The following is a 23342-nucleotide window of genomic DNA, read 5'->3' as shown; positions in this document are numbered from 1 at the left end:
ACTCACTCGGGCGGAAAGTTCAGTTCTTCTTCTTGTCGCGCGCCGAGATGGCCTTGGAGCCGCGACCCAGACCGACGACGCCGGACTGCACGAGCTCGCGGATCCCGAACGGCTCGAGCGTCGTGAGCAGCGCCTCGAGCTTCGTGAGCGTGCCCGTCGCCTCGATGACGACCGACTCGTTGGTCACGTCGATGATGTTGGCGCGGAACATCGTCACGAGATCGATGATCTGCGAGCGCGTCGCGGCGTCAGCCTTCACCTTGAACAGCACGAGCTGACGTTCGATGGCGCTCGCGTGGTCGAGTTCGACGACCTTGAGCACCTCGACGAGCTTGTTGAGCTGCTTGACGACCTGCTCGAGCGCGACGTCGTCGGCGTCGACCGTGACCGTCATGCGCGAGACGTGCGGATCCTCCGTCTCCCCCACGGCGAGGGAGTGGATGTTGAACCCGCGTCGCGAGATCAGCCCGGAGATGCGCGCGAGCACACCCGACTTGTTCTCGACGAGCACGGACAGGATGTGGCGGTTCGTCGTCATCGCTGCTGCTCCTTCGTCTGCGCGGCGTCGGCTGTGGCAGCGCCATCCTCGCGGGCCGCTTCGACCGCCTCGTCCTCGTCCGGGATGTTGACGTCGTCGGCGTCGTCCTCGTCGCGATCCCAGACGGGCGTGATGTCGCGCGCCATCGTGATGAGGTCGTTGCTCACGCCGGCGGGCACCATCGGCCACACCATCGCGTCGCGCTCCACGACGAAGTCGATGACGACGGGACGGTCGTTGATCTCGAGCGCCTGCTTGATCGTCGCGTCGACGTCCTCGGGCCGCTCGCAGCGCAGGCCCACGCAGCCGTAGGCGTCGGCGAGCTTGACGAAGTCGGGGATGCGGCTGCCGCCGTGCGAGGTGTGCAGGTCGGTGTTCGAGTAGCGCTCGTTGTAGAACAGCGTCTGCCACTGGCGCACCATGCCGAGGCTCGAGTTGTTGATGACGGCGACCTTGATCGGGATGTCGTTGATGACGCAGGTCGCGAGCTCCTGGTTCGTCATCTGGAAGCAGCCGTCGCCGTCGATCGCCCAGACGGTGCGCTCCGGCTCGGCGGCCTTCGCACCCATCGCGGCGGGCACCGAGTAGCCCATCGTGCCGAGGCCGCCGGAGTTGATCCACGCGTTCGGACGGTCGTACGTCACGAACTGGGCCGCCCACATCTGGTGCTGGCCGACGCCGGCGACGTACGTGCCCTCGGCCCCGGTGAGCGCCGAGATGCGTTCGATGACGTACTGCGGCGCGAGCTTGTCGTCCTCCGGCGTCGCGTAGCCGAGCGGGAACTGCTCCTTCCACGACGCCGTCGTCTCACGCCACGTCGCGTAGCGCGAGGTGTCGACGTCGTCGAGCGCACGCGCCAGCTCGAGCAGCACCTCGCGCGCGTCGCCCACGATCGGGACGTCGGCGTATCGGTTCTTGCTGATCTCGGCCGGGTCGATGTCGGCGTGGATGACCTTGGCCTCGGGCGCGAAGCTGTCGAGCGCACCGGTGACGCGGTCGTCGAAGCGGGCGCCGATCGTGATGAGCAGGTCGGCGCGCTGCAGCGCCGTCACGGCGGGGACGCTGCCGTGCATGCCCGGCATGCCGAGATGCAGCTCGTGGCTGTCGGGGAAGGCGCCGCGCGCCATGAGCGTCGTCACGACGGGGATCTGCGTCTGCTCGGCGAGCGCCTTCAGCTCCTTGCTCGCCTCGGCGCGGATGACGCCGCCGCCGATGTAGAGCACCGGGCGCTCCGCTGCGCGGATCATCTCGGCGGCCGCCTTGATCTGCTTGGCGTGCGGCGTCGTGACGGGGCGGTAACCGGGCAGTTCGAAGCGCGGCGGCCACGAGAATGTCGTCTTCGACACGAGCGCGTCCTTCGTGATGTCGACGAGGACCGGGCCCGGGCGGCCGCTGCGCGCCACGTGGAACGCCTCGGCGATGGCGCGCGGGATGTCGGCCGGGTCCGTCACGAGGTAGTTGTGCTTCGTGATCGGCATCGTGATGCCGCGGATGTCCGCTTCCTGGAACGCGTCCGTACCGATGGTCTTGGAGCTGACCTGGCCGGTGATGGCGACGATCGGCACGGAGTCCATGTACGCGTCGGCCAGGGGCGTGACGAGGTTCGTCGCGCCGGGGCCGGAGGTCGCCATGCAGACGCCGACCTTGCCGGTGGCGGCGGCATAACCCTGCGCCGCGTGACCGGCGCCCTGCTCGTGGCGGACGAGGATGTGGCGGACGGAGACCGAGTCGAGCAGCGGGTCGTAGGCCGGCAGGATCGCACCGCCGGGCAGGCCGAAGACGGTCTCGACGCCCTGCGCCTCGAGCGCGAGGACGAGGCTCTGCGCGCCGGTGACGCTCACCTGCTCGCCTGCGCGCTTCGCCGCGACGTCACCCGGGGTGGGTGTGCGATCGGTCGTCGCCGTATCGCTCATCAGTACTCACCACTTTCACCTGGAGGTCGTGCACGAGGGTCTGGCATCAAAAAATCCCCCAGCCTGTGCGGCGATGAGGGATCAGCGTGCGTCGTGTCGGTCGAACCGATCAGAACGCACGCTGCGTGAGTACGAGAACCTGTGCCATGTCACATAGTTTTGTCGCGGGGTTACTCATGGGTCAACATCGTGAGACGCGCATCTCACGATGCGGTCAGCGAAGGGCGGCGTTCGCTGGCGGCGTCAGCCCGCCGTCCCAGGGCGAGCGGTGGTGAGGCTCGCGCCGCCGGGCAGGAACGAGGTCCACGCTCCGGTGGTCTCGAGCACGGCAGCCGAGGCCGGCACGAATCCGCGCGTGACGACATCGATGTCCGCGCCCTCGCCGGCACACAGGTCATGGGCAAGCTGCGGCAAACCCGGCGCGTGGCCGACGACGATCGCGCTCGTCGCCTCGGGCGCCGTCGCGTCGAGTTCGTGGACGACGGCCAGCAGCGCCTGCGTGTCGGCTTCGTAGACGGCGGGCTCCATCGTGATGATGACGCCATGGCCCGTCTCGTCCTGGATGGCGGCCCACGTCTCGCGGGTGCGCAGCGCCGGCGAGCACACGACGACATCGCCGAGCCGCCCCTCGTTCTTGAGCCACCGGCCGACGGCGCGGGCCTCGCTCACGCCACCGTCACTGAGGTGGCGCGCTTCGTCACCGTCAGGGCCGGCCGGTTCGGCGGTGGCGTGACGAAGGAGTACGAGACGTCGGGTGGTTTCACTCACCTGCTCATCTTCGTAGCCGCGTACGCCTCACGCCAAACGCGGCCACGCGGCCCGCATGAGGCCTCGACGCTCTGGCCGCCATCGTCGCTCGGCGTGGCCATCGACGATCGCATCGGCGTCGGCCGTTCGGCCTTCGGTCGGAGGTCCGTGCCGGACCGATCTCAGGCGGGGCTCGCCCAGACGACGAAGTTGTTGGTGTGGTGCTGCGCGTTGGCCCAGCCGCTCGAGGAGTCGCAGGTGACGAGTGCGAGGACCGGGGCGGCGCTCGCGCCCCACACGCGCGAGTCGTTCTGCAGCGCGTTCTTGTCGACGCTGGCCTTCGAGGTGATGACGAAGTCCTTGTGCGTGCCGTCGGCGTAGGAGATCGTGACCCGGCCACCGACCGGGGCGCTCGACAGCTTGTAGAACACGTCGGGCCCGTTGTAGGTGACGTGGCCCGCGAGCACACTGATGCCCGGCTTGCCCGGGGTCACACGCCCGTATCCGGTGAACTGCTGGATGACGCCGCTCGGCGGGTTCAGCACGCCCCCGTTGAGCCCGCCGGGCACGATGCTGTGATCGAGCCCGATGCTCGGGATCGAGATGTTGACCGCGGCGGACCTCGGAACCGCGACGCTCGCGCCACCGCTTCCTCCGCCGGGTTTGGAGACGCCGCTCGATGCGCTCGCACGCGGCGTGGCCGAGCCGCTGGGACGCCGGGCTGACGATGGGCCGCTGGTCTGAGGGGCCGGGGCAGCCGACGACGACGCGGCCGACGTGCTCGACGCTGCCGTGCCCGACGGCGAGGGCGCGGAGCTGGACGACGTGACCGAGACGGACGACGGCGATGTCGACGATGCTGAGACGGAGACGGATTTGTCCGAGCTTCCCCCACCGCTACCACACGCACTCAGACAGAGCGCGACCGAGACCGCGCCGACACACTTCCCCAAGGTGTTCTTCATGGCGTCAGTCTAGGTCGCCCTGGACGCGGTGACGCCGGGATCCGTCGAGGACCCCGGCGTCACCGTGCATCGCGAGACGCTCGTCAGCGGCGCGCGCGACGCGCCACGACGAGCCCGCCACCCGCGAGGGCGAGGGCGCCCAGGCCGGCCGCGGCAGCGGTGGTGTCGTTCTGGTTCGTGACGACGCGGTCCGTCTCGACCTTCGGGCCCTGACCCGTGGTGGTCGGGGCCGGCGTGGTGGGAGCCGGCTTCGTCGGCGCGGGCTTGGTCGGAGCCGGCTTCGTCGGCGCGGGCTTGGTCGGAGCCGGCTTCGTCGGGGCCGGCTTCGTCGGCACCGGCTGCGCGGTGGGCTTGCCTGCGGCGGACCAGTCGGTGACCGGAAGGACAGTGGGCAGGCCGGCACAGCTCGACGGAACGCGACCCGAGACGCTGAAGGAGGAACCGGTCGAGGCAGCGTGTGCCGTCACCGTGATCGGCTTGCCTGCGTAACCCCCGACGGCGTAGACGGTACGGCTCGCCGTGTAGGGCGAGACGTTCTTCGTCACGAGCGGCTTGAAGCCCGAAGCCGTGAACGTGACCTGCGACTCCGTCTTGTTCAGCGTGCGGTAGCCGAATGCGAAGTTCGGCTTGCCCTTGTCGCACCAGTAGGTCATCGACGTGTACTGCAGGTTACCGCTGATGTGCGTCTCAGCCGCCTGCGATGCGCCTGCACCTGCGAAGGCGAGCGCGCCGACGCCGACCGCTGCGAGACCAGCAAACTTCTTCATGATGGCACCTTTCGAGATTTCCTTTGGACTCGGCGGTGCGTCATGCTCTGCGCGGCCCCCGCAGGGATCGCGGTGAACGCTGACCCCTCCCCGCCTGTGATTCAGCTAAGCACAGGCTGGGAGGATTGTCAGTGGTACTGCGCAGTAATGCAGATGAATCATCCGGAAACGGGTTTCGTCCACACGACGAAGTTGTTGAGGTGGTGCTGGCCGACGAGCTTGGATTCGGCGTCGCACGTGATGAGCACGAGGCTGGGTGTGCTCGAGGAGCCCCACACGCTCTGGTCGGTGCGTAGGGCCTGCTTGTCGACCGACTTCTCCCGCATCACGACGAACTTCTTCGACGAACCATCGGCGAACCCGACGCTGAGCTGGTCGCCGACCTTGACCTTCTCGAGGTTGGCGAACACGTCGGGGCCGTCATAGGTGACGTGCCCGGCGATGACCGAGATGCCGTTCTGGCCCGGGCTGACGGTGGCGTTGTACCACTGCGTCACGCCGGGGGGCGGCGAGATCTCGCCGTCGTCCGTGAGACCCATGCCCGTGAGCTTGCGGTCGAAACCGATCGACGGGATCGTCAGCTTCACCGGCACGCTGCCGCCGCCCTTCGACGCCTTCGCGGTCGGCGCCACGGACGTCGTGGGCACTGAAGCGGTGTGGTCCGACGACGAGCCGCCCGAGCCACCCGATGAGCACGCCGTGGCGCCGAACAGCGCGGCGCCGGCTACCGTCAGAAATCCTCGACGATCCATGGGCGTCCCTTCGTCCGTCACATGCCCGCTCGCGCTCAGGCCTGTCCGAGCTGGGTCAGGATGATCGTACGGGCCTTGGCCGCGTCGGCCTGGCCCTTCATCTCTTTCATCACCTGGCCGATGAGCGCGCCGGCGGCCTGCACCTTGCCGTCACGCACCTTCTGCGCGACGTCTGGGTTGGCGTCGATGACCTTGGCGACCGCGGCCTCGAGCGCGCCGTCGTCCTGCACGAGTTCGAGGCCGCGGGCATCGGCCACCTGGGTCGGCTGGCCCTCGCCGGCGAGCACGCCTTCGAGCGTCTGACGGGCCATCGAGTCGTTGAGGCGCCCCGACGTCACGAGTCCGTCGAGCTCGGCGATCGTCGCCGGCGTCACGTTGCGCTCAGCGGCGAACTCGACGAACGGCTGGCCGGCCTTGTTGGCCAGGCGGGCGATCTCGCCCGTCCACCACTTGCGGGCACCGGCCGGCGTCGCGCCGGCAGCGATCGTCTCCTCGATCGTCTCGACGGCGCCGGCGTTGTAGACGTCGCGCATCTCGAGGTCGGAGAAACCCCACTCGCCCTGCAGACGCTTGCGGCGCTCCGCGGGCGGTTCGGGCAGCGTCGCGCGCAGCTCCTCGACCCATTCGCGGCTCGGCGCGACGGGGACGAGGTCGGGCTCGGGGAAGTAGCGGTAGTCGTCGGCGTCCGACTTCGGGCGCCCGGAGGTCGTGACGCCCGTGTCCTCGTGCCAGTGGCGCGTCTCCTGCAGGATGGAGCCACCGTCGTCGAGGATGGCGGCCTGGCGCGTGATCTCGTAGCGCACCGCGCGCTCGACGGAACGCAACGAGTTGACGTTCTTCGTCTCCGTGCGGGTGCCGAACGCGTCGGCGCCCTTGCGCATGAGCGAGACGTTGGCGTCGCAGCGCATCGATCCCTGCTCCATGCGGGCGTCGGAGACGTCGAGGGCGCGCATCAGCTCACGGATCGCGGCGACGTACGCCTTTGCGATCTCGGGCGCGCGCTCCCCCGCTCCGACGAGCGGCTTCGTCACGATCTCGATGAGCGGGATGCCCGCGCGGTTGTAGTCGAGCAGCGAGTGGTCGGCGCCCTGGATGCGACCGGTCGCACCACCGACGTGCAGCGACTTGCCCGTGTCCTCCTCCATGTGCGCGCGCTCGATCTCGACGCGCCACGGGGTGCCGTCCTCGAGCTCCACGTCGAGGTAGCCGTCGAACGCGATCGGCTCGTCGTACTGCGACGTCTGGAAGTTCTTCGGCATGTCCGGGTAGAAGTAGTTCTTCCGGGCGAAGCGGCACCACTCGGCGATCTCGCAGTTGAGCGCGAGACCGATGCGGATGGCCGACTCGACGCCCTTGGCGTTCACGACAGGCAGCGCGCCCGGCAGACCGAGGCAGACGGGGCACGTCTGCGTGTTGGGCTCGGCGCCGAACTCGGTGGCGCAGCCGCAGAACATCTTCGTGTTCGTGTTCAGCTCGACGTGCACCTCGAACCCCATGACGGGGTCGTACGTCGCGAGGGCCTCGTCGTAGTCGAGGACGGCGTCCATCAGTTGTTCTCCTTCAGTGCCGGAGCCTTCGCGAGCAGCGGCCCGCCCCAGGTCTTCTCGAGTGCCTTCTCCAGCGCGGCCCCGACCTCGTACATGCGCTCGTCCTTCGTCGCGGGTGCGAGGATCTGGAAGCCGACGGGAAGCCCGTCGTCCGACAGACCGGCGGGCAGCGACATGCCGGGCAGACCGGCGAGGTTGGCGGGGATCGTCGCGACGTCGTTGAGGTACATCGCCATCGGGTCCTCGAGCTTCTCGCCGAGCTTGAACGCCGTCGTCGGGCACGTCGGGCTGACGAGGACGTCGGCCGTCTCGAACGCCTTGGCGAAGTCGCGTGCGATGAGCGTGCGCACCTTCTGCGCCTGGCCGTAGTAGGCGTCGTAGTAACCGCTCGAGAGGGCATACGTACCGAGGATGATGCGTCGCTTCACCTCGCTGCCGAAGCCCGCGTCACGGCTGGCGGCCATGACCTGCTCGGCCGACGGAGCCTCGACGCCCTCGGGCGAGACGCGCAGGCCGTAGCGCATGGCGTCGAACTTCGCGAGGTTGGAGCTGACCTCCGACGGCATGACGAGGTAGTAGGCGGCGAGCGCCTGTTCGAAGCTCGGGCACGAGACGGTCACGACCTCGGCGCCGGCGTCGACGAGGGCCGTAACGGCCTCGTCGAAGCGCGCCTTGACACCGCTCTGGTAGCCCTCACCGTCGAGCTGCTCGATGATGCCGATCTTCATGCCGGAGACGTCGCCGCGCTTCGCCGCCTCGACGACGGGCGGGACGGGGGCGTCGATCGACGTCGAGTCCATCCCGTCGTGCCCGCCCATGACGTCGTGCAGCAGCGCGGCGTCGAGGACGGAACGGGTGCACGGGCCGGCCTGGTCGAGCGAGCTCGCCATGGCGATGAGGCCGTAACGGCTGATGCCGCCGTACGTCGGCTTCGTGCCGACGGTGCCGGTGACGGACGCGGGCTGACGGATCGAGCCGCCCGTGTCGGTGCCGACCGCAAGGGGCGCCTCGAAAGCCGCGACGGCGGCGGCCGAACCGCCACCGGAGCCGCCCGGGATGCGCTCGAGATCCCACGGGTTGTGCGTCGGACCGTAGGCGCTGTGCTCGGTCGAGGAACCCATCGCGAACTCGTCCATGTTCGTCTTGCCGAGGATCGGCATGCCGGCAGCGCGCAGCTTCGTGACGATCGTCGCGTCGTACGGCGGGATCCAGCCCTCGAGCATCTTCGAACCGGCCGTCGTCGGCTGGCCCTTCGTCGTCACGACGTCCTTGACGGCGACGGGGACACCGGCGAGGGGGTGCAGCGTCTTGCCGGCGGCGCGGTCGGCGTCGACCTGCGCGGCCGTGGCGAGCGCCTCCTCGGCGTTGACGTGGAGGAAGGCGTGGACGTCACCGTCGACCGCCGCGATGCGGTCGAGGTGGGCCTGCGTCAGCTCGACGGAGGTGAGGCTGCCGTCGGCGAGCTTGCTCGCCATCTCGGCGGCGCTGAGGCGGATGATGTCGGTCACGGTCGAACCCTTGCTCGTCTCGTCGGTCGTGTCAGCACTCATGGATCAGTCCTCGCTGAGGATGCGCGGCACCGCGAAGCGCTGCTGCTCGCTCGCCGGGGCCATCGCGAGCGCCTCCTCGGCGCTCAACGACGCTCGCACCTCGTCAGCACGCGTCACGTTCGTCAGGGGCAGCGGGTGCGACATCGGCGGGATGTCATCGGCCGCGACCTCGCTGACGCTGGCCACGAAGCCGACGATCGAGTCGAGCTGGCCGGCGAACGTCTCCAGTTCGTCGTCCGAGAGCTGGATGCGGGCCAGGCCGGCGACGTGCGCCACCTCATCGCGGGAGAGAGAAGACATGGGCGTCATCCTATGTGGTGTGTGGATCGGCGTGCTCGGGTGGGCACTCAGCCCACGAGCGCCTTCTTGACCAGGGCCGGGTCGGGGTTGGTGTGGGGACGGCCGTCGATGACGACGGTGGGCACGACCTCGTTGCCGTCATTGACCATCGCGACGAACTCGCGAGCCTCCTCGTCCTCCCAGATGTTGCGCCACGTCGCGCGCGTGCCGTCGGCCCCCAGCGCGCGCTCGAGGCGGGTGCAGAACGGGCAACCCGGCCGCCAGTAGATCGTCACATCACTCATCGTCAGGTTCCTTCGTCGTGGTGTCGGCCGGTGCGGTTTCACCGTCCGTGGTTTCATCGTCCGTGGCGGCGGGCTCCGGATCGACCGGAGCGTGAGCTTCTTCGAGCGCGTCGTCGACGGCAAGCTCGGACCCTTCGTCACCCGTTGCGCCTTCGTCGTCGCCCACTCCGTCACCGAGAGCGGCCGCGCCGCCCTCGAGCAGGCGCGTGAACTGGGCCTCGTCGAGGATGCGCAGACCCAGCTCCTCGGCCTTCGTCGCCTTCGACCCCGCGTTCTCGCCGAGCACGACGTAGTCGGTCTTCTTGCTCACGCTGCCCGACGCTTTGCCACCGCGCGCGATGATCGCCTCCTTGACGCCGTCGCGCGTGAAGTTCTCGAGCGAGCCGGTCGCGACGATCGTCAGGCCAGCGAGGGTCTGCTCGATCGACTCGTCGCGTTCGTCCTCCATCCGCACGCCGCTCGCGGCCCACCCGGCGACGATGTTCTCGTGCCAGTCGACGGCGAACCACTCCTTGATCGAATGGGCGATGACGGCGCCGACGCCGTCGGTCGCGGCGAGCGTCGCCTCGTCGGCGTCACGGATTGCGTCGATCGAACCGAACTGGGTCGCGAGCGCGCGCGCCGCCGTCGGGCCGACGTGTCGGATCGACAGGGCGACGATGACGCGCCACAGCGGTTGCGTCTTGGCGACTTCGAGGTTGGCGAGCAGTTTCTCCCCCGTCGCCGAGACGATGCGTCCGTCGCGCACCTTGGCCTCCGGGTCGCTCTTCTTCGCGACGCGCGTGTAGAGGGGCACCCGGGCGAGGTCGTCGTAGGTGAGGTCGAACAGGGTGGATTCGTCCGTCAACACCCCCGATTCGAGCAGCGAGATGGCGCCCTCCCAGCCGAGGGCCTCGATGTCGAAGGCGCCACGGCTCGCGAGGGAGAACAGGCGTTCACGCAATTGGGAGGGGCAGGTGCGGCCGTTCGGGCAGCGGATGTCCTTGTTGCCCTCACGTTCGTAGGCGAGCTCGGTGCCGCACGCCGGGCAGTGCGTCGGCATGACGAACTCCCGCTCGTCGCCCGTGCGCGCCTCGACGACGGGCCCGACGATTTCTGGGATGACGTCGCCCGCCTTGCGCAGCACGACGGTGTCGCCGATCAGCACGCCCTTGCGCTTGACCTCGAACGCGTTGTGCAGCGTCGCCATCGACACCGTCGAGCCGGCGACCTTGACGGGCTGCATCATGCCGAACGGAGTGACGCGGCCGGTGCGTCCGACGTTGACCTCGATGTCGAGCAGCTTCGTGTTGACCTCTTCGGGCGGGTACTTGTAGGCGATGGCCCAGCGGGGCGCGCGTGACGTCGCGCCGAGGGCGCGCTGCACCGCGATCTCGTCGACCTTGACGACGACGCCGTCGATCTCGTGCGTGACGGAGTGCCGGTGCTCCCCGTAGTGGGCGACGAACTTCTGCACCTCGTCCATCGTGTCGAGGACTGTGGCGTACGGCGATGTCGGCAGCCCCCAGTCGGCGAGCAGTTCATAGGCCTCGCTCTGGCGGCTGATGTCGAATCCGGTGCGCGCACCGATGCCGTGGACCAGCATCCGCAGCGGCCGCTTGGCCGTCTTGGCCGGGTCCTTCTGTCGCAGCGAGCCCGCCGCCGCGTTGCGCGGGTTGGCGAACGGCGACTTGCCTTCTTCGACGAGCGAGGCGTTGAGCGCCTCGAACTCCTTGACCGGGAAGAACACCTCACCGCGGATCTCGACGAGCTGAGGTAGGTCGTCGCCGTGCAGTTCGAGCGGGATGCCCTGGATCGTGCGGACGTTGAGCGTGACGTCCTCTCCTGTGCGCCCGTCGCCACGCGTCACGCCGCGCACGAGCTTGCCGTTCTCGTAGAGCAGGTTGATGGCGAGCCCGTCGATCTTCAGCTCGCACAGGTAGTGGAAGCTCGTGTTGGCCTCGCGCACGACGCGCTCGCCCCATTCCGCGAGTTCCTCCGGGCTGAACGCGTTGTCGAGGCTCAGCATGCGCTCGACGTGGTCGACGGCCGTGAACTCCGTCGAGTACGTGCCCCCGACTCGCTGCGTCGGCGACTCCGGCGAACGCAGCTCGGGGTAGCTCTCCTCGATGCCCTGCAGTTCGCGCAACAACTCGTCGTACTCGCCGTCGCTGATCGTCGGCGCATCCTTCACGTAGTACGCGAACTGGTGGCCGTCGATCTGCTCGGTCAGTTCCGCAGCGCGGTGGCGCACCGCGTCGGGTACGTCGGTGCGCAGCGTGTCCGCCTTCGCCTGGCGGCCCTTCCTGGGCGTCGTCTCGCTCACGTGCCCCATCCTGCACCACCGGCACGACAACCCCGGAATTCCGCGGCTGAGGCCACGCGAGGCGGGTGTGCTGCTTGCGTCAGGTTCGACGCTCTCGTCGCCAGGACGAGCTATGGCACCAGATGCGTCGACGACGTCAGCCGACGCTTTCTCGCAGCATCGTGGCCGCTTCGATCGCGAGGCGCTGAATGCGAAGGGCGTCCTTGGGCGGCAGCGTCGCCAGACCACACGCGGGGGTGACGACGAGGCGGTCGAACTCCGCAGCCCCGAATCCGATGCGGTTCCACATCGCGAGGAACCGTTCGACGTGGGCGCGCGGGTGACGCTCGGTCGACGTGGTTGGCACGAGCCCGGCCCACAGCGTCATCCCGCCGTCGATCGCCTCACCCAGGGCGTCGAACTGGGGCTCGGCGACGAGCGACGTGTCGAGCGCAACACCGTTGAGGCCCGCGCGACGCAGGAGCGCGATCGGCGCATCGGGCGCGCAGCAGTGCCCCGTCACGCTCGCCCCGCTCGCCCCGACCGCGTCGACGACGTCGCGCAGAACCTCACCGGCCCGCCCCTCGTCGACGGGAGGCAGCCGGCGCATGCCGGACAGCGAGCGAATCGAGCCGGCGAGCACGGCGGGCAGGCTCGGTTCGTCGAGCTGGACGACGACGTCGGCGCCGGGCACGAGACGTCGCAGGTGCTCGACGTGGCCGACGACGCCCGCGGCCAGCGACTGTGCCAGATCTCGCGACGCCCCGGCGTCGCTGACGACGCGTTCCCCGCGGGGCAACCACAGCGACGCGGCGAGCGTCCACGGGCCGCACACCTGCGTCTTGAGCGGTCCGACATAGCCGTCGTAGGCCTCGGCGACCTCGTCGAGATCCTGTTGCAAGAACCCTTGAGCGCGGCGCAGGTCGCGCCCGCGAGCCGAGCCCGGGGGCGTGAGGCGCCAGCCACTGGGCTGCAGGTCGACCGGCATCTCGACGAGCAGGTCGGCAGCTCGGCCGATCATGTCGGCGCCCGGCCCACGCGCCGGTTGCTCGGGAACGTACGGGATGCCGAAGCCGTCGGGAACATCCCCGACGAGCAGGTCGCGCACCTGCCGCACGGCATCGCGCGACCCGACGTCGGGCAGCGAACCGACGCCGCTCGTGCGAGGCCCGAGAAGATCTGCCACGGCCTACTCACTCGCCCCGACGCTCGGGGAACCGTCAGACCTTGTCGTCGAATCGCCCACCGTGACAACAGAACTCGACTGACGCGGCGCACGTGACGTAGCGGTGATCGTCGCTGACCCGACGACGCGCGTGCCCTCGTACAGCACGACCGACTGCCCCGGCGCCACGCCGCGTGTGCGCGCGTCGAGCCGCACGACGACGCGGTCACCGTCAGCGGTCACGGTCGCAGGAAACTCCTCGCCGTGCGCCCGAAGCTGCGCGCCGAGCCGCACCTCACCGACGGGCGTCGGGCCGGGCCAGCGGGCGTGCGAGCCTTCGATGACGTCGACGCCGAGCAGATCGGCCGTTCCGACGACGACGGTGTTCGTCTTAGGCTGGACGTCGACGACGTACCGCTTCGCGTGGTCGTCGCGCGGCACCTTGAGCCCGAGCCCGCGACGCTGACCGACGGTGTACGCGTACGCGCCCTCGTGCCGGCCGACGACCTCACCGTCGGTGTCGACGATGTCGCCGGGCTTCTCACCGAGCCGCTTCGTCAGCCACGCCTTGGTGTCGCCGTCGGCGATGAAGCAGATGTCGTGGCTGTCGGGCTTGTTCGCCACGTAGAAGCCCTTGTCCGCGGCCTCCTCACGAATCTGCGGCTTCGTCGTGTCGCCGAGCGGGAAGAACGAGTGCGCGAGCTGCTCGGCGTCGAGCACCCCGAGGACGTACGACTGGTCCTTCGCCATGTCGACGGCCCGATGCAGCTCCTTGCCGTTCGGGCCCTCGACGATCTGCGCGTAGTGACCGGTCGCGACGGCGTCGAAACCGAGCGCGAGCGCCTTGTCGAGCAGCGCCGCGAACTTGATCTTCTCGTTGCAGCGCAGACACGGGTTGGGGGTACGTCCGGCTTCGTACTCGGCGACGAAATCCTCGACGACATCGGCCTTGAACCGCTCGGCCATGTCCCACACGTAGAACGGGATGCCGAGGCGATCAGCGACGCGGCGCGCGTCACCGGCGTCCTCGATCGTGCAGCAGCCGCGAGCGCTCTCGCGCAGCGTGCCAGCGGACTGGGACAACGCGAGGTGGACCCCGACGACGTCGTGGCCCGCCTCGAGCATGCGCGAGGCGGCCACGGCGGAATCGACTCCACCGCTCATCGCGGCGACGACGCGCATCACGACACCTTCCTGGTAGCTTCCTGGGCTCTGCGGGCGCGTTCGGCGACGGCGGGCAGCGCCTCCAGAAAGGCGTCAACGTCGGCCTGCGTCGAGGTATGCCCGAGGGTGAGGCGCAATGCGCCGCGCGCTCGTTCCTCGGGGATGCCCATGGCGAGCAGGACGTGGCTGGGACGCGGCACGCCAGCCTGGCACGCCGAGCCCGTCGAGCACTCGACGCCCGCGGCGTCGAGCAGGTAGAGCATCGAGTCGCCGTCACAACCGGGAACACGCAGGTGGGCGTTGCCGGGGAGCCGTGACGTGCCGTCGCCGCGCGTCCAGGCGCCGCTGATCTCGATACCGAGGTCGAGCGCGAGGGCGCCGTCGATGAGGGCGTCACGCAGGCCGACGAGACGCGCGGCCTCATCTTCGCGTGCGGCACACGCGAGTTCGACGGCGACGGCCAAGCCCCGGATGCCGGCGACGTCGAGCGTTCCGCTGCGCACCTGACGCTCCTGGCCGCCGCCGTGGGTCAGCGGGTCGAGCTTCGCGTCGCGGGCGAGCAGCAGCGCTCCGACGCCCTGCGGCCCGCCGAGCTTGTGGCCGGTGAGCGCGAGCATCGTCGTGTTCGATGCGGCGAAGTCGACGTCGACGTGGCCGATCGCCTGCACCGCGTCGGTGTGGAACGGGATCGCGAACTCGGCGCAGACGGCACCGATCTCGGCGATGGGCTGCACGGTGCCGACCTCGTTGTTCGCCCACATGACGCTGACGAGCGCGACGGTCCGCGGCCCACCGTCAGCCTCGATCGCGGCACGGACGGCTGCTGCCGTGATGACACCGTCACTCGTGGGTTCGACCCACGTGACGGCCGCGCCCTCGTGCGCGACGAGCGCCTCGACGGCGTCGAGGACGGCGTGGTGCTCGATGCCACTGACGACGAGGCGGCGCCGCGCGTCATCGATGCGGCGCGACGCGCGGTAGGTGCCCTTGATCGCCATGTTGTCGCTCTCGGTGCCGCCGGAGGTGAAGATGACCTCCGACGGACGCGCCCCCAGAGCCGCGGCGATCCGCTCGCGCGACTCCTCGACGACGCCGCGCGCATTGCGGCCACTGGTGTGCAGGCTGGACGCATTGCCCACGATTGCCATCTGTTTCGCCATCGCGTCGATCACCTCGGGGTGGATCGGCGAGGTGGCAGCATGGTCGAGATACACGCGATTCGGCACCCGCCAAGCTTAGTCCCGCCCGCCGAAAGCGCCATGTCGCGCCCGATGGGCCCGGTGAGCGCCTGGCGCGCAGGCCCGGTGTGGTCCCTGGAAATTCGGATGCATGCGGCGGACCTCACGGGTCACACTGACGGCGATGACCATCCCACCTGAATCCTCAACCAGCCTCCACGACGCCATGACGACCGTCGCCCTGCGCGACCTCCACCCCCGATTGCGCGACTGGTACGACGAACCGACGCTGGCCACGAACATGCGGGCCCACCTCGCCGAAGGTGCCGAGTGGGTCGGCGACGAGGAGTTCGGCGCCGCCTACCGCGACGGCGTCGCCGACATCGACGTGCCCGATGCCCTCGACTGGGCCAATCGCCTCCTCACCCTGCCCTGCGGTGGCTGGGCCGTCACCGGGATCCGGTTTCGAGGTCGCGACCTCACCAAGCCGTTCGTGGAGATCGCGGCGCACGACGCCGGCGACGCGTCGCCGGGCGATCACTGGCACGCCATGGCCGACGAGATCGCGCGGGCCTACGCCCCGTTCGCGCCCGGGAGGCTCCAGGTCTTCACGTCGTCACCGGACTCGGCGCGCGTTTCCCTTGAAGCCTTCGGGTCTCAGACAGAGGTGGACACCTACCTCGTGGCCGGTCTCATTCGCGAGTTGCGAGAGCGTCCTCGGAGCACGAGGTTTGACGACGTGACCCTCGCGCCCATCTCGGCATCGGGCGCGTCGCGGCTCGCGGAGCGGGTCCACGACGATCTGGCGGAGCAGAACCCCGAGACGCGTCTGTGGTCCACGCCCCAGACCCCGGAGGAATTCGACGAACACGCCGCGGCGGGAACGCTCTTCGGCATCCACCTCGCCGGCCGACTCGTCGGGATCATCGCCGCCTTTCGCTGGAACGCCCATGGCATGACGGGATTCACCGTCGCCGAGAACGTCATCGACGCGCCGCACCGCGGCCAGAAGCTCGCCCCCGCTGCGATGCAGCATCTCTTCGAGATGCTGCCGGCCGCCGACGGCGACGTGCTGTGGGGCACCATCCATCCCGACAACACACCGTCACTGCGCAACGCGTTGCGAGTCGGCCGCGAGATCGTCGGCGCTCACCTATGGCTCACGCCGGCGGGCTGGCCCGGCTGGTGACGCCGCCCCGATATCACCCTGCGCTCTCAGCATCGGGTGCGGGGATGTTGCGTACGGCATCTGAGAACGTCCCGACGGCTGCCGCGAGCAACAACAGGACGGCCACACCCCCGGCGAGCGCCTCGAAGCCTGCCCAGTCGAGCACCAGACCGGACAATGCTTGCGCGCTGGAGCTGAACACGAGAGAAGCGAGGCCCGCGGCCGTCAGCACGCGTCCCCGTAGCTCGTCCGGAATGAGGCCGAGCAGGTAGGGCTGCGCCGCCACAGCGACGGTGGGCACGGGCATGAAGAGAAAGAGTGCGAGACCCACCATCCACCTGAAACTATGCGTGACGGCGAGAACGCTGGCGATCACCGCCATGGTGAGCATGGCTCCTGCTATGAGTTCACGAGCCGGCCAGCGTACCATGACCCGGTGGGCGAGCATCCCGCCCAGCACGAGGCCGATTCCGGCGACGCCGTCCACCACACCCACACGCCAGGCGCCCTGCCCCGTTGCCTGCAGGTGCAGGTTGAGCCCGATGGCGAGTGAGATGACCGCGCAGTTCCCGATGAGCCCGAGTAGCAGGAGCGTCTGGGCCGCGCGCGAACGCCGCAGCCACCCGAACCCTGCGAACAGCGCGGCCGCAGAGGCTCGGTGGGCCGCTCGGGGTCGAGTGTGCCGAGGCGGCGCGGCAAGCGCGTCGTGAATGCCCACTCCATGGCCGAGAGCACCACGTTGGACATGAACGGCACTACCGGCGCGATGCCGTAGAGCACACCACCGAGGGGCGGGCCGAGGGTGGCGATCACCGCGTCCCTCGTCTGCATGCGCGCGACGGCCTCTCCTAATTCATCCTCCTCGACGAGGTCAGGCAGAACGGTGTGGCGCACCGAGCCCAGTGCCCCACTGCACGCGCCTTGGATGACGGCCAGCGCTGCGAGCAGCCCGAGACTCAGCACGTCGGTGACGATGAAGGCAGCGAGCACGCCGTAGAGGAGCACCTCTACCCCGGCGTCGAGGAGGAGCAGGCTGCGACGGTCAAGGCGATCCGAGATCAGCCCGCCCGGTAGCACGGTGACGATCTGAGTGGCGGTGCGCAATGCACCCACCAGCGCCGCGGCCCTGACGTCGTGCGTCACGGAGTAGGCGAGGAGCGTCCACCCGAGCATCGCCAAAGACGTGCCCAGCTGCGACACGGTCTCGCCCGCGAACCACAGGGAAAAAGCAGACCGCCCTTTGATACTCGTCATAGAACGCCTTCCCCGAGGACACTTTTGCAGACATCGATCGACAGTCTTCTCAGCGACAGGTCGAGGGCGCCAGGCCCATGCTCAGCCCCCATACTCCGCGAGCCGTTTGCGCAGGGGAGGACGTTTCCAAATCCAAGCGGCGGCCCAGCTGCGCGCGGTTGGCGGCGAGCCACGCCTGCGCGCTCGACGCATCGAGAGTTCTCAGCAAACCCGCCAAGCCGGCGTGCCACCCGAGACTGTGACTGTAAACGGGTCGAGAAAGACGATTTCGGAACATATCCAGACCGTGACTTACGCGGCGCCCGCGCGAGGCAGACCCCGGCAAGGCGAGTCAACGCTCGACGCCCCCGGTGGTCGCACGTGTCGACGATCAGGCGCCTCGCGTTCTGGAAGGTGCAGCGACGACCAGCGAGTACTCCTTCCGCGACGAAGGTGGATCATGTCCCAACAGCGATCAGCAACCCACCGGATGATGCCGCACCGGCGGCCCAGGACGGACCAAGCGGCTCGCGGGCAACGGTTGGCATGACGAAGGCGCCCGGCCTCCCTGTTGGGAAGCCGGGCGCCTTCGACGCGCGAGAGGTGCGTCAGGTCAGTTCTTGGCCTTCGCGACGGCCTCGGTGGCCTGCGGCAGCACGTTGAACAGGTCGCCGACGACGCCGAAGTCGACGAGCTCGAAGATCGGCGCCTCCTCGTCCTTGTTGACGGCGACGATCGTCTTGGACGTCTGCATACCGGCGCGGTGCTGGATGGCACCGGAGATGCCGGCGGCGACGTACAGCTGCGGCGAGACCTGCTTGCCCGTCTGGCCGACCTGGTTGGTGTGCGGGTACCAGCCGGCGTCGACGGCGGCGCGCGAGGCACCGACAGCCGCACCGAGCGAGTCGGCGAACGCCTCGACGGGCGAGAAGTCACCGTTCGTGCCGCGACCACCGGAGACGACGATGCGCGCCTCGCTGAGCTCGGGACGACCCGACTTCTGCTTCTCCTTGCGGTCGGTGATCTGGGCGCTCTTCGCCGCGTCCGAGACAGACACGGTGACGGCGACCGGAGCAGCCTGCGACTGCGACGCCTGCGGCGTCGCCGAGTTCGGCTTCACCGTGATGATCGACATCGGCGTCGTGGCCTGTGCCTTGAGCGTCCAGGAACCGGCGAACACGGACTGCGTCGTCACCGGCGCACCACCGTCGCCGGCCTCGACGTTGACGGCGTCCGTCGTCAGACCCGAGTTGGTCTTGACGGCGAGGCGCGCCGCGGCCTCGTTGTTCGTGCCCGACGAGGGCAACAGGACGGCAGCCGGCGAGGCCTGCTCGACGACGGCGGCGAGCGCCTCGGCGAGCGGGGCCGGGTGACCGTCGACCTCGGCGGAGTCGATGACGTAGACCTTCTCGGCGCCGAACTGCGCGAGACGCGGGCGGGCGGCGTCGACGTTCGAACCGACGAAGACGGCGGACGGCGTGCCGAGGCGGCGCGCAAGCGTCAGCAGCTCAGCGGTGACCTTGCGGACCTGGCCATCGACGTGGTCGACCAGGACGAGAACTTCAGCCATGGTGTGTTTCTCCTCAGTCAGAAAATGTCGGTGGCGATCAGATGAGCTTGGCGCCGGAGAGGAACTCGACGAGCTTCGTGCCGCCGTCGCCCTCGTCGGTGACGATCTCGCCCTGCTCGCGCGGGGGGCGCTTCGTCGTGTCGAGCACCTTGGTGGCCGCGGCGTCGAGACCGACCTGGCCGGCGTCGACACCGAGGTCGGCGAGGCTCATCTCCTCGACCGGCTTCTTCTTGGCCGCCATGATGCCCTTGAAGGACGGGTAGCGCGGCTCGTTGATCTGGTCGGTCACCGACACGACGGCCGGCAGCGACGCGACGACCGTCTCGGAGGCGACGTCGGAGTCACGACGACCCGTCGCCTGAGCGCCGGAGACCTCGAGGGTCGAGACCTGCGTGAGCTGCGGCAGGCCGAGGCGCTCGGCGACCATGGCCGGGATGACACTCATGCCGCCGTCGGTCGAGGCGAGACCGAACATCACGATGTCGGGCTGGCCGACCTTCTTGACGGCCTCGGCGATGACGAGCGACGTCGCGAGGGCGTCGGAGCCGGCGATGGCGTCGTCGCTGATGTGGATGCCCTTATCGGCGCCCATCTGCAGCGCCTTCTTGACTGCTTCGGCTGCGTCGGCGGGGCCGACGGTCAGCGCCGTCACCTCGCCGCCTTCGGACTCGACGATCTTGAGTGCTTCTTCGACCGCGTACTCGTCGAGCTCCGACAGGAGGCCGTCGACGTTCTCGCGGTCGGTGGTGTTGTCCTCGGAGAAGCCGCGCTCGCCCTGGGCGTCGGGCACGTGCTTGACACAGACGACGATGTTCATGCGTCTACCGTCCTTTTCGTAGGAGCTTGTCCGTCCGAGATTACGTTACCCGTCGGTAACGTCGGCGTCGAGCCCTCGCACGGATCGTGGATGTGAGGAAGTGAATCAGCCGTGCGTCAGCTTGACGACGAGCAGACCGATCAACGTCAGCGCGACGATGATCCAGGGCAGCAGACGGTTGACGAGAGTCGAGGCGGCACCCGTCTCCCCCTGTGTGAAGTCGGCCTTGCGGCCGAGGAGCGTGTCGACGATCGCGGCCGCGATCGCGATGACGAGGCCGACGACGAACCAGATCGTGGGGTTCGCGCCCCACACCTTGTCGACGTCGCGCACCATGCCGGTCCAGCCCAGCAGGGCGAAGAACATGCCGACGAGCCCGGCCAGGGCCAGCACGATGGCGCGCGTGCGCGCCTGGCCCGCCTCGCGGGCGGTCAAGGGCGATGACACGGGGTAGTCCTTTCCGTAGGCGACGGGATCTCCGAAGATCTCGCGTGCCGTCTTGTTCTGGCGGATGCAGGCGTCGTCGACGTCGCCGAGGGCGTCGTCACGCTGCGCGGGGGTCGCGCCCCGATCGGCGAGAGCCGCCAGGAACGGCTCCTGCCAATCGGGTTCGACCTTCCACTGCTTGATCATGCTCAGCGGCCTTCGAACTGCGCCTTGCCCGGCCCCTGCTCGACGAACGAACGCATGCCGATCTCGCGGTCCTTCGTGGCGAACAGGCCGGTGAACAGCTGCGACTCGATGGCGAGCCCCGTCGCGAGGTCGCCGTCGAGGCCACGGTTGATGGCCTCCTTCGCGGCTCGCAGGGCGACGCGCGGGCCGTTGACGAACGGCTTGACCTTCGCGAGCGCCGCCTCGTACGTCGTGCCGGGCTCGACGAGTTCGTCGACGAGACCGATCTCCAGCGCCTCGTCAGCCTTCACGAAGCGACCGGAGAAGACGATGTCCTTCGCCTTCGACGGCCCGACGAGACGAGCGAGCCGCTGCGTGCCGCCCGCACCCGGGATGACGCCGAGCAGAATCTCGGGCTGGCCGAGCGTCGCGTCGTTCGCGGCGATGCGGAAGTCCGCCGTCATGGCGAGTTCGCAGCCACCGCCGAGGGCGTACCCCTCGATGGCGGCGACCGTCGGGAACGGCAGCTCGGCGAGCGCGCGGAACGCGTTCTGCAGCTTCGTGCCACGTTCGACCATGTCGACGTAGTCGAGCTGCTGCATCTCCTTGATGTCGGCGCCAGCCGCGAACACCTTGTCTCCACCGGTGATGATGGCGGCGCGCACGTCGGCGTCGTCGAGCAGGTCGGCCGCGACACGCGCGAGCGAATCCTGGATCTCCGCGTCGAGCGGGTTCATCTTGGGTCGATCGATGCGGATGGTGGCGACACCGTCCGTCACATCCAGCTTGACCCACTGGCCGTAGGCGACCTGCTCAGCCATGGCTCAGGCCTGCCCGCCGGCAGGCGCGCCACCCTCGCCGGGCTGCGCGAACGCGGGGACGCCGCCCTCGGCCGCGTGCGGGCCGTCGGAGCTGGCGCTCTGGTGCCACAGCTGCGTCGCCTGCAGGATCATCTGCGTCGTCGACGGCAGCACCATCTCGAGGTCGAGATCCGGCGTCACGAGGTGCTCACCGGAGACGACGACCATGTCGCGCGCGATGCCGACCTTGACGATGTTGAGGCTGAGGGTGACGTCGTTGGCCGCGTTGAGGCGCTTGGTCAGGTCGGACGTGATGTCGTCCGTGATCTGCCACTGACCGAACAGGCGGATCAGAGCGATCTCACCCTCCATGACGCGCACGAAGAGGTTCTGGTCCTCGACGGAGTACATGATGTCGCCGTCGGAGTCGATCTGCGGGTTGAAACCGAAACCGCCGAGGATACCGACGATCTTGTCCGAGAGGGAGGCCGCACCGGAGGTGTCGCCGGCGCCCGTGCCGGGCGTCGGAGCGGGCTGGCCGAAGTTGGGCAGAGCTGTGGGATCAGTCATGTGGCCAACCTACCGACTCTTATCCTGGTTCGCATGGCCGACCCGCAACGAGTCTTCGTCCGCACCCCTCGTCCGGGCGTCACGCTCGAGCAGGACGGCGCGATCTTCTGCGTCGTCGCAGCCCACGCGAGCGCCGTCGAACTGTGCCTGTTCGGCACGCAGGATGCCCCGGCGGGCGAGTCGCGCGTCTCGATGACGCGCCTCGACTGCGGCCATTGGGCGGCGTTCGTTCCGGCGGCCGGCCCCGGGACGACGTACGGGTACCGCGCGCACGGAGCGTGGGCGCCCGCGGCAGGCCTGCGTCACAACCCCGCGAAGCTGCTGCTCGACCCCTATGCGGGCGCCGTCAGCGCCGAGATGACGTGGCGGCCCGAAGTGTTCGGGCACGTCGTCGACGACGCGTTCGCGGGCGACGCCCGGGTGCGGGATGACCGCGATTCCGCGCCGTTCGTGCCGCGCGGCGTCGTCGTCAGCCACGATTTCGACTGGGGCGGCGACGCCCGCCCCCAGGTGCGTGACGCCGACCGCGTCATCTACGAGGCGCACGTCAAGGGTCTGACGGCGCAGCATCCCGACGTCCCCGAAGAACTGCGCGGCACCTACGCGGGGCTCGCGCACGCGTCGATGACGACGTACCTGCGCGATCTCGGCGTGACGAGCGTCGAACTGCTGCCGGTGCATGCGTTCGTCGACGAACCGCACCTGGTGAAGCTCGGGCTGAGCAACTACTGGGGTTACAACACGCTCGGTTTCTTCGCGCCGCACGCGGCGTATGCCCATGCGAGTGATGCGCAGGGGGTCGTCGACGAGGTCAAGTCGATGGTGAGGTCGCTGCACGCGGCGGGGCTCGAGGTCATCCTCGACGTCGTCTACAACCACACGTGCGAGCAGGGCGGCCACGAGGGCGCGATGTTGTCGCTGCGCGGGCTCGACAATGCGACCGCCTACCGTCTCGGCGAGCACGGCGAGGACATCGACGTGACCGGCTGCGGCAACACCCTCGACGTGCGCGAACCCGCCGTCATGCGCCTCGTGCTCGATTCCCTGAGGCACTGGGTGAGCGAGTATCACGTTGACGGTTTTCGCTTCGACCTCGCCGTCGCGCTCGGGCGGGCGCCCGGTGATGACTTCGACCCGCGGGCGGCTCTGCTCATGGCGATGCAGGCAGACCCGGTGCTGTCGCAGGTGACGCTGATCGCCGAGCCGTGGGACATCGGCCTCCACGGGTGGCGAACAGGGCAGTTTCCCGCCGGCTTCGCCGAGTGGAACGACCGGTTCCGCAACACGGTGCGTGACTTCTGGCTCGCCGACCTTGCGGCGGCATCACGAGGCGACGGTGGCGGCGGGCAGCACCCCGGCGGCGGGGTGGCGGATCTCGCGACGCGTTTGACCGGGTCGCAGGACCTGGTCGGCGGCCC

Annotated in this window: 24 protein-coding genes; 3 read left to right on the top strand and 21 right to left on the bottom strand. The window is 69.1% G+C overall.

The genetic code is table 11. The features are described from left to right. Positions 1-19 precede the first annotated feature (19 nt). From ilvN to B2284_RS04380, 4 genes are all read right to left on the bottom strand, one after another. Positions 20-538: an acetolactate synthase small subunit gene (ilvN, locus tag B2284_RS04395; protein WP_006946034.1), complete on the bottom strand. Its 519-nt coding sequence runs from the start codon at positions 536-538 to the stop codon at positions 20-22. Further along, complete coding sequence (locus B2284_RS04390) at positions 535-2451, bottom strand: acetolactate synthase large subunit (RefSeq protein WP_006946012.1); 1917 nt, start codon at positions 2449-2451, stop codon at positions 535-537. Before B2284_RS04390 ends, ilvN begins: the two co-directional genes overlap by 4 nt. A gap of 243 nt (positions 2452-2694) precedes the next feature. Continuing rightward, the gene (locus tag B2284_RS04385; RefSeq protein ID WP_074046182.1) at positions 2695-3219 is read right to left on the bottom strand and encodes a SixA phosphatase family protein; all 525 of its coding nucleotides are present in this window, start codon (positions 3217-3219) and stop codon (positions 2695-2697) included. Positions 3220-3380: 161 nt separating this feature from the next. Continuing rightward, positions 3381-3797 carry a class F sortase gene (locus tag B2284_RS04380; RefSeq protein WP_255569627.1) on the bottom strand — a complete coding sequence of 139 codons (417 nt, stop codon included), beginning with the start codon at positions 3795-3797 and terminating at the stop codon, positions 3381-3383. 178 nt (positions 3798-3975) lie between these two features. Between B2284_RS04380 and B2284_RS04375 the strand changes: the two genes are divergently transcribed. Continuing rightward, complete coding sequence (locus B2284_RS04375) at positions 3976-4176, top strand: hypothetical protein (protein WP_050786539.1); 201 nt, start codon at positions 3976-3978, stop codon at positions 4174-4176. Between the two features lie 70 nt (positions 4177-4246). On the opposite strand, the gene B2284_RS04370 is transcribed toward B2284_RS04375, so the two are convergent. From B2284_RS04370 to B2284_RS04325, 10 genes are all read right to left on the bottom strand, one after another. Continuing rightward, positions 4247-4930 carry a hypothetical protein gene (locus tag B2284_RS04370; protein ID WP_074046181.1) on the bottom strand — a complete coding sequence of 228 codons (684 nt, stop codon included), beginning with the start codon at positions 4928-4930 and terminating at the stop codon, positions 4247-4249. 158 nt (positions 4931-5088) lie between these two features. Then, on the bottom strand, positions 5089-5577 hold the full coding sequence (locus B2284_RS04365) for a class F sortase (RefSeq protein WP_286697242.1): 489 nt from the start codon (positions 5575-5577) through the stop codon (positions 5089-5091). Positions 5578-5717: 140 nt separating this feature from the next. Then, on the bottom strand, positions 5718-7229 hold the full coding sequence (gene gatB, locus B2284_RS04360; protein WP_074046179.1) for an Asp-tRNA(Asn)/Glu-tRNA(Gln) amidotransferase subunit GatB: 1512 nt from the start codon (positions 7227-7229) through the stop codon (positions 5718-5720). Continuing rightward, positions 7229-8779: an Asp-tRNA(Asn)/Glu-tRNA(Gln) amidotransferase subunit GatA gene (gatA, locus tag B2284_RS04355; RefSeq protein WP_074046178.1), complete on the bottom strand. Its 1551-nt coding sequence runs from the start codon at positions 8777-8779 to the stop codon at positions 7229-7231. Before gatA ends, gatB begins: the two co-directional genes overlap by 1 nt. A gap of 3 nt (positions 8780-8782) precedes the next feature. Next, positions 8783-9079, bottom strand: a complete 297-nt coding sequence (gene gatC / locus B2284_RS04350) for an Asp-tRNA(Asn)/Glu-tRNA(Gln) amidotransferase subunit GatC (RefSeq protein ID WP_006946031.1) — start codon at positions 9077-9079, stop codon at positions 8783-8785. Between the two features lie 47 nt (positions 9080-9126). Further along, positions 9127-9363, bottom strand: a complete 237-nt coding sequence (locus B2284_RS04345) for a glutaredoxin domain-containing protein (protein WP_006945997.1) — start codon at positions 9361-9363, stop codon at positions 9127-9129. Continuing rightward, positions 9356-11677: an NAD-dependent DNA ligase LigA gene (ligA, locus tag B2284_RS04340; protein WP_240742499.1), complete on the bottom strand. Its 2322-nt coding sequence runs from the start codon at positions 11675-11677 to the stop codon at positions 9356-9358. Before ligA ends, B2284_RS04345 begins: the two co-directional genes overlap by 8 nt. Before the next feature lie 127 nt (positions 11678-11804). Then, the gene (locus B2284_RS04335) at positions 11805-12833 is read right to left on the bottom strand and encodes a uroporphyrinogen decarboxylase/cobalamine-independent methonine synthase family protein (protein WP_136788453.1); all 1029 of its coding nucleotides are present in this window, start codon (positions 12831-12833) and stop codon (positions 11805-11807) included. Positions 12834-12836: 3 nt separating this feature from the next. After that, entirely contained in the window at positions 12837-13994 is a 1158-nt protein-coding gene (gene mnmA, locus B2284_RS04330) for a tRNA 2-thiouridine(34) synthase MnmA (protein WP_136788485.1), read from the bottom strand. Continuing rightward, complete coding sequence (locus B2284_RS04325; protein ID WP_239303533.1) at positions 13994-15136, bottom strand: cysteine desulfurase family protein; 1143 nt, start codon at positions 15134-15136, stop codon at positions 13994-13996. The genes mnmA and B2284_RS04325 overlap by 1 nt, the downstream gene beginning before the upstream one ends. 406 nt (positions 15137-15542) lie before the next feature. Here B2284_RS04325 and B2284_RS04320 point away from each other — a divergent pair, with 406 nt between their 5' ends. Further along, positions 15543-16343: a GNAT family N-acetyltransferase gene (locus B2284_RS04320; protein ID WP_286697241.1), complete on the top strand. Its 801-nt coding sequence runs from the start codon at positions 15543-15545 to the stop codon at positions 16341-16343. Positions 16344-16356: 13 nt separating this feature from the next. Here the strand turns inward: B2284_RS04320 and B2284_RS04315 are convergent, their stop codons facing one another. From B2284_RS04315 to B2284_RS04285, 7 genes are all read right to left on the bottom strand, one after another. Next, entirely contained in the window at positions 16357-16713 is a 357-nt protein-coding gene (locus tag B2284_RS04315; protein ID WP_083803249.1) for a hypothetical protein, read from the bottom strand. 8 nt (positions 16714-16721) lie between these two features. Beyond that, entirely contained in the window at positions 16722-17576 is an 855-nt protein-coding gene (locus B2284_RS04310) for an MFS transporter (protein ID WP_136788451.1), read from the bottom strand. Between the two features lie 592 nt (positions 17577-18168). Then, positions 18169-19125 (bottom strand): electron transfer flavoprotein subunit alpha/FixB family protein, encoded by a 957-nt coding sequence (locus tag B2284_RS04305; protein ID WP_062257723.1) that lies wholly within the window; start codon positions 19123-19125, stop codon positions 18169-18171. Positions 19126-19162: 37 nt separating this feature from the next. Beyond that, entirely contained in the window at positions 19163-19942 is a 780-nt protein-coding gene (locus tag B2284_RS04300; protein WP_062257725.1) for an electron transfer flavoprotein subunit beta/FixA family protein, read from the bottom strand. Between the two features lie 105 nt (positions 19943-20047). After that, the gene (locus B2284_RS04295; RefSeq protein WP_006945992.1) at positions 20048-20575 is read right to left on the bottom strand and encodes a hypothetical protein; all 528 of its coding nucleotides are present in this window, start codon (positions 20573-20575) and stop codon (positions 20048-20050) included. A 2-nt stretch (positions 20576-20577) separates the two neighbouring features. Further along, a complete protein-coding gene (locus B2284_RS04290) occupies positions 20578-21375 on the bottom strand; it encodes an enoyl-CoA hydratase/isomerase family protein (protein WP_006946011.1) in 798 nt (265 codons plus the stop codon). A 3-nt stretch (positions 21376-21378) separates the two neighbouring features. Then, positions 21379-21924, bottom strand: a complete 546-nt coding sequence (locus B2284_RS04285; protein ID WP_170957204.1) for a T3SS (YopN, CesT) and YbjN peptide-binding chaperone 1 — start codon at positions 21922-21924, stop codon at positions 21379-21381. Between the two features lie 33 nt (positions 21925-21957). On the opposite strand from B2284_RS04285, the gene B2284_RS04280 reads away from it, so the two are divergent. Beyond that, positions 21958-23342 (top strand): glycogen debranching protein (locus B2284_RS04280; protein WP_286697240.1); only part of this gene is annotated, 1385 nt, incomplete at its 3' end.

Source organism: Dermacoccus sp. UBA1591 (assembly GCF_002322065.1).
GTDB lineage: Bacteria > Actinomycetota > Actinomycetes > Actinomycetales > Dermatophilaceae > Dermacoccus > Dermacoccus nishinomiyaensis.
This window is presented reverse-complemented; position numbering and strand designations above follow the sequence as displayed.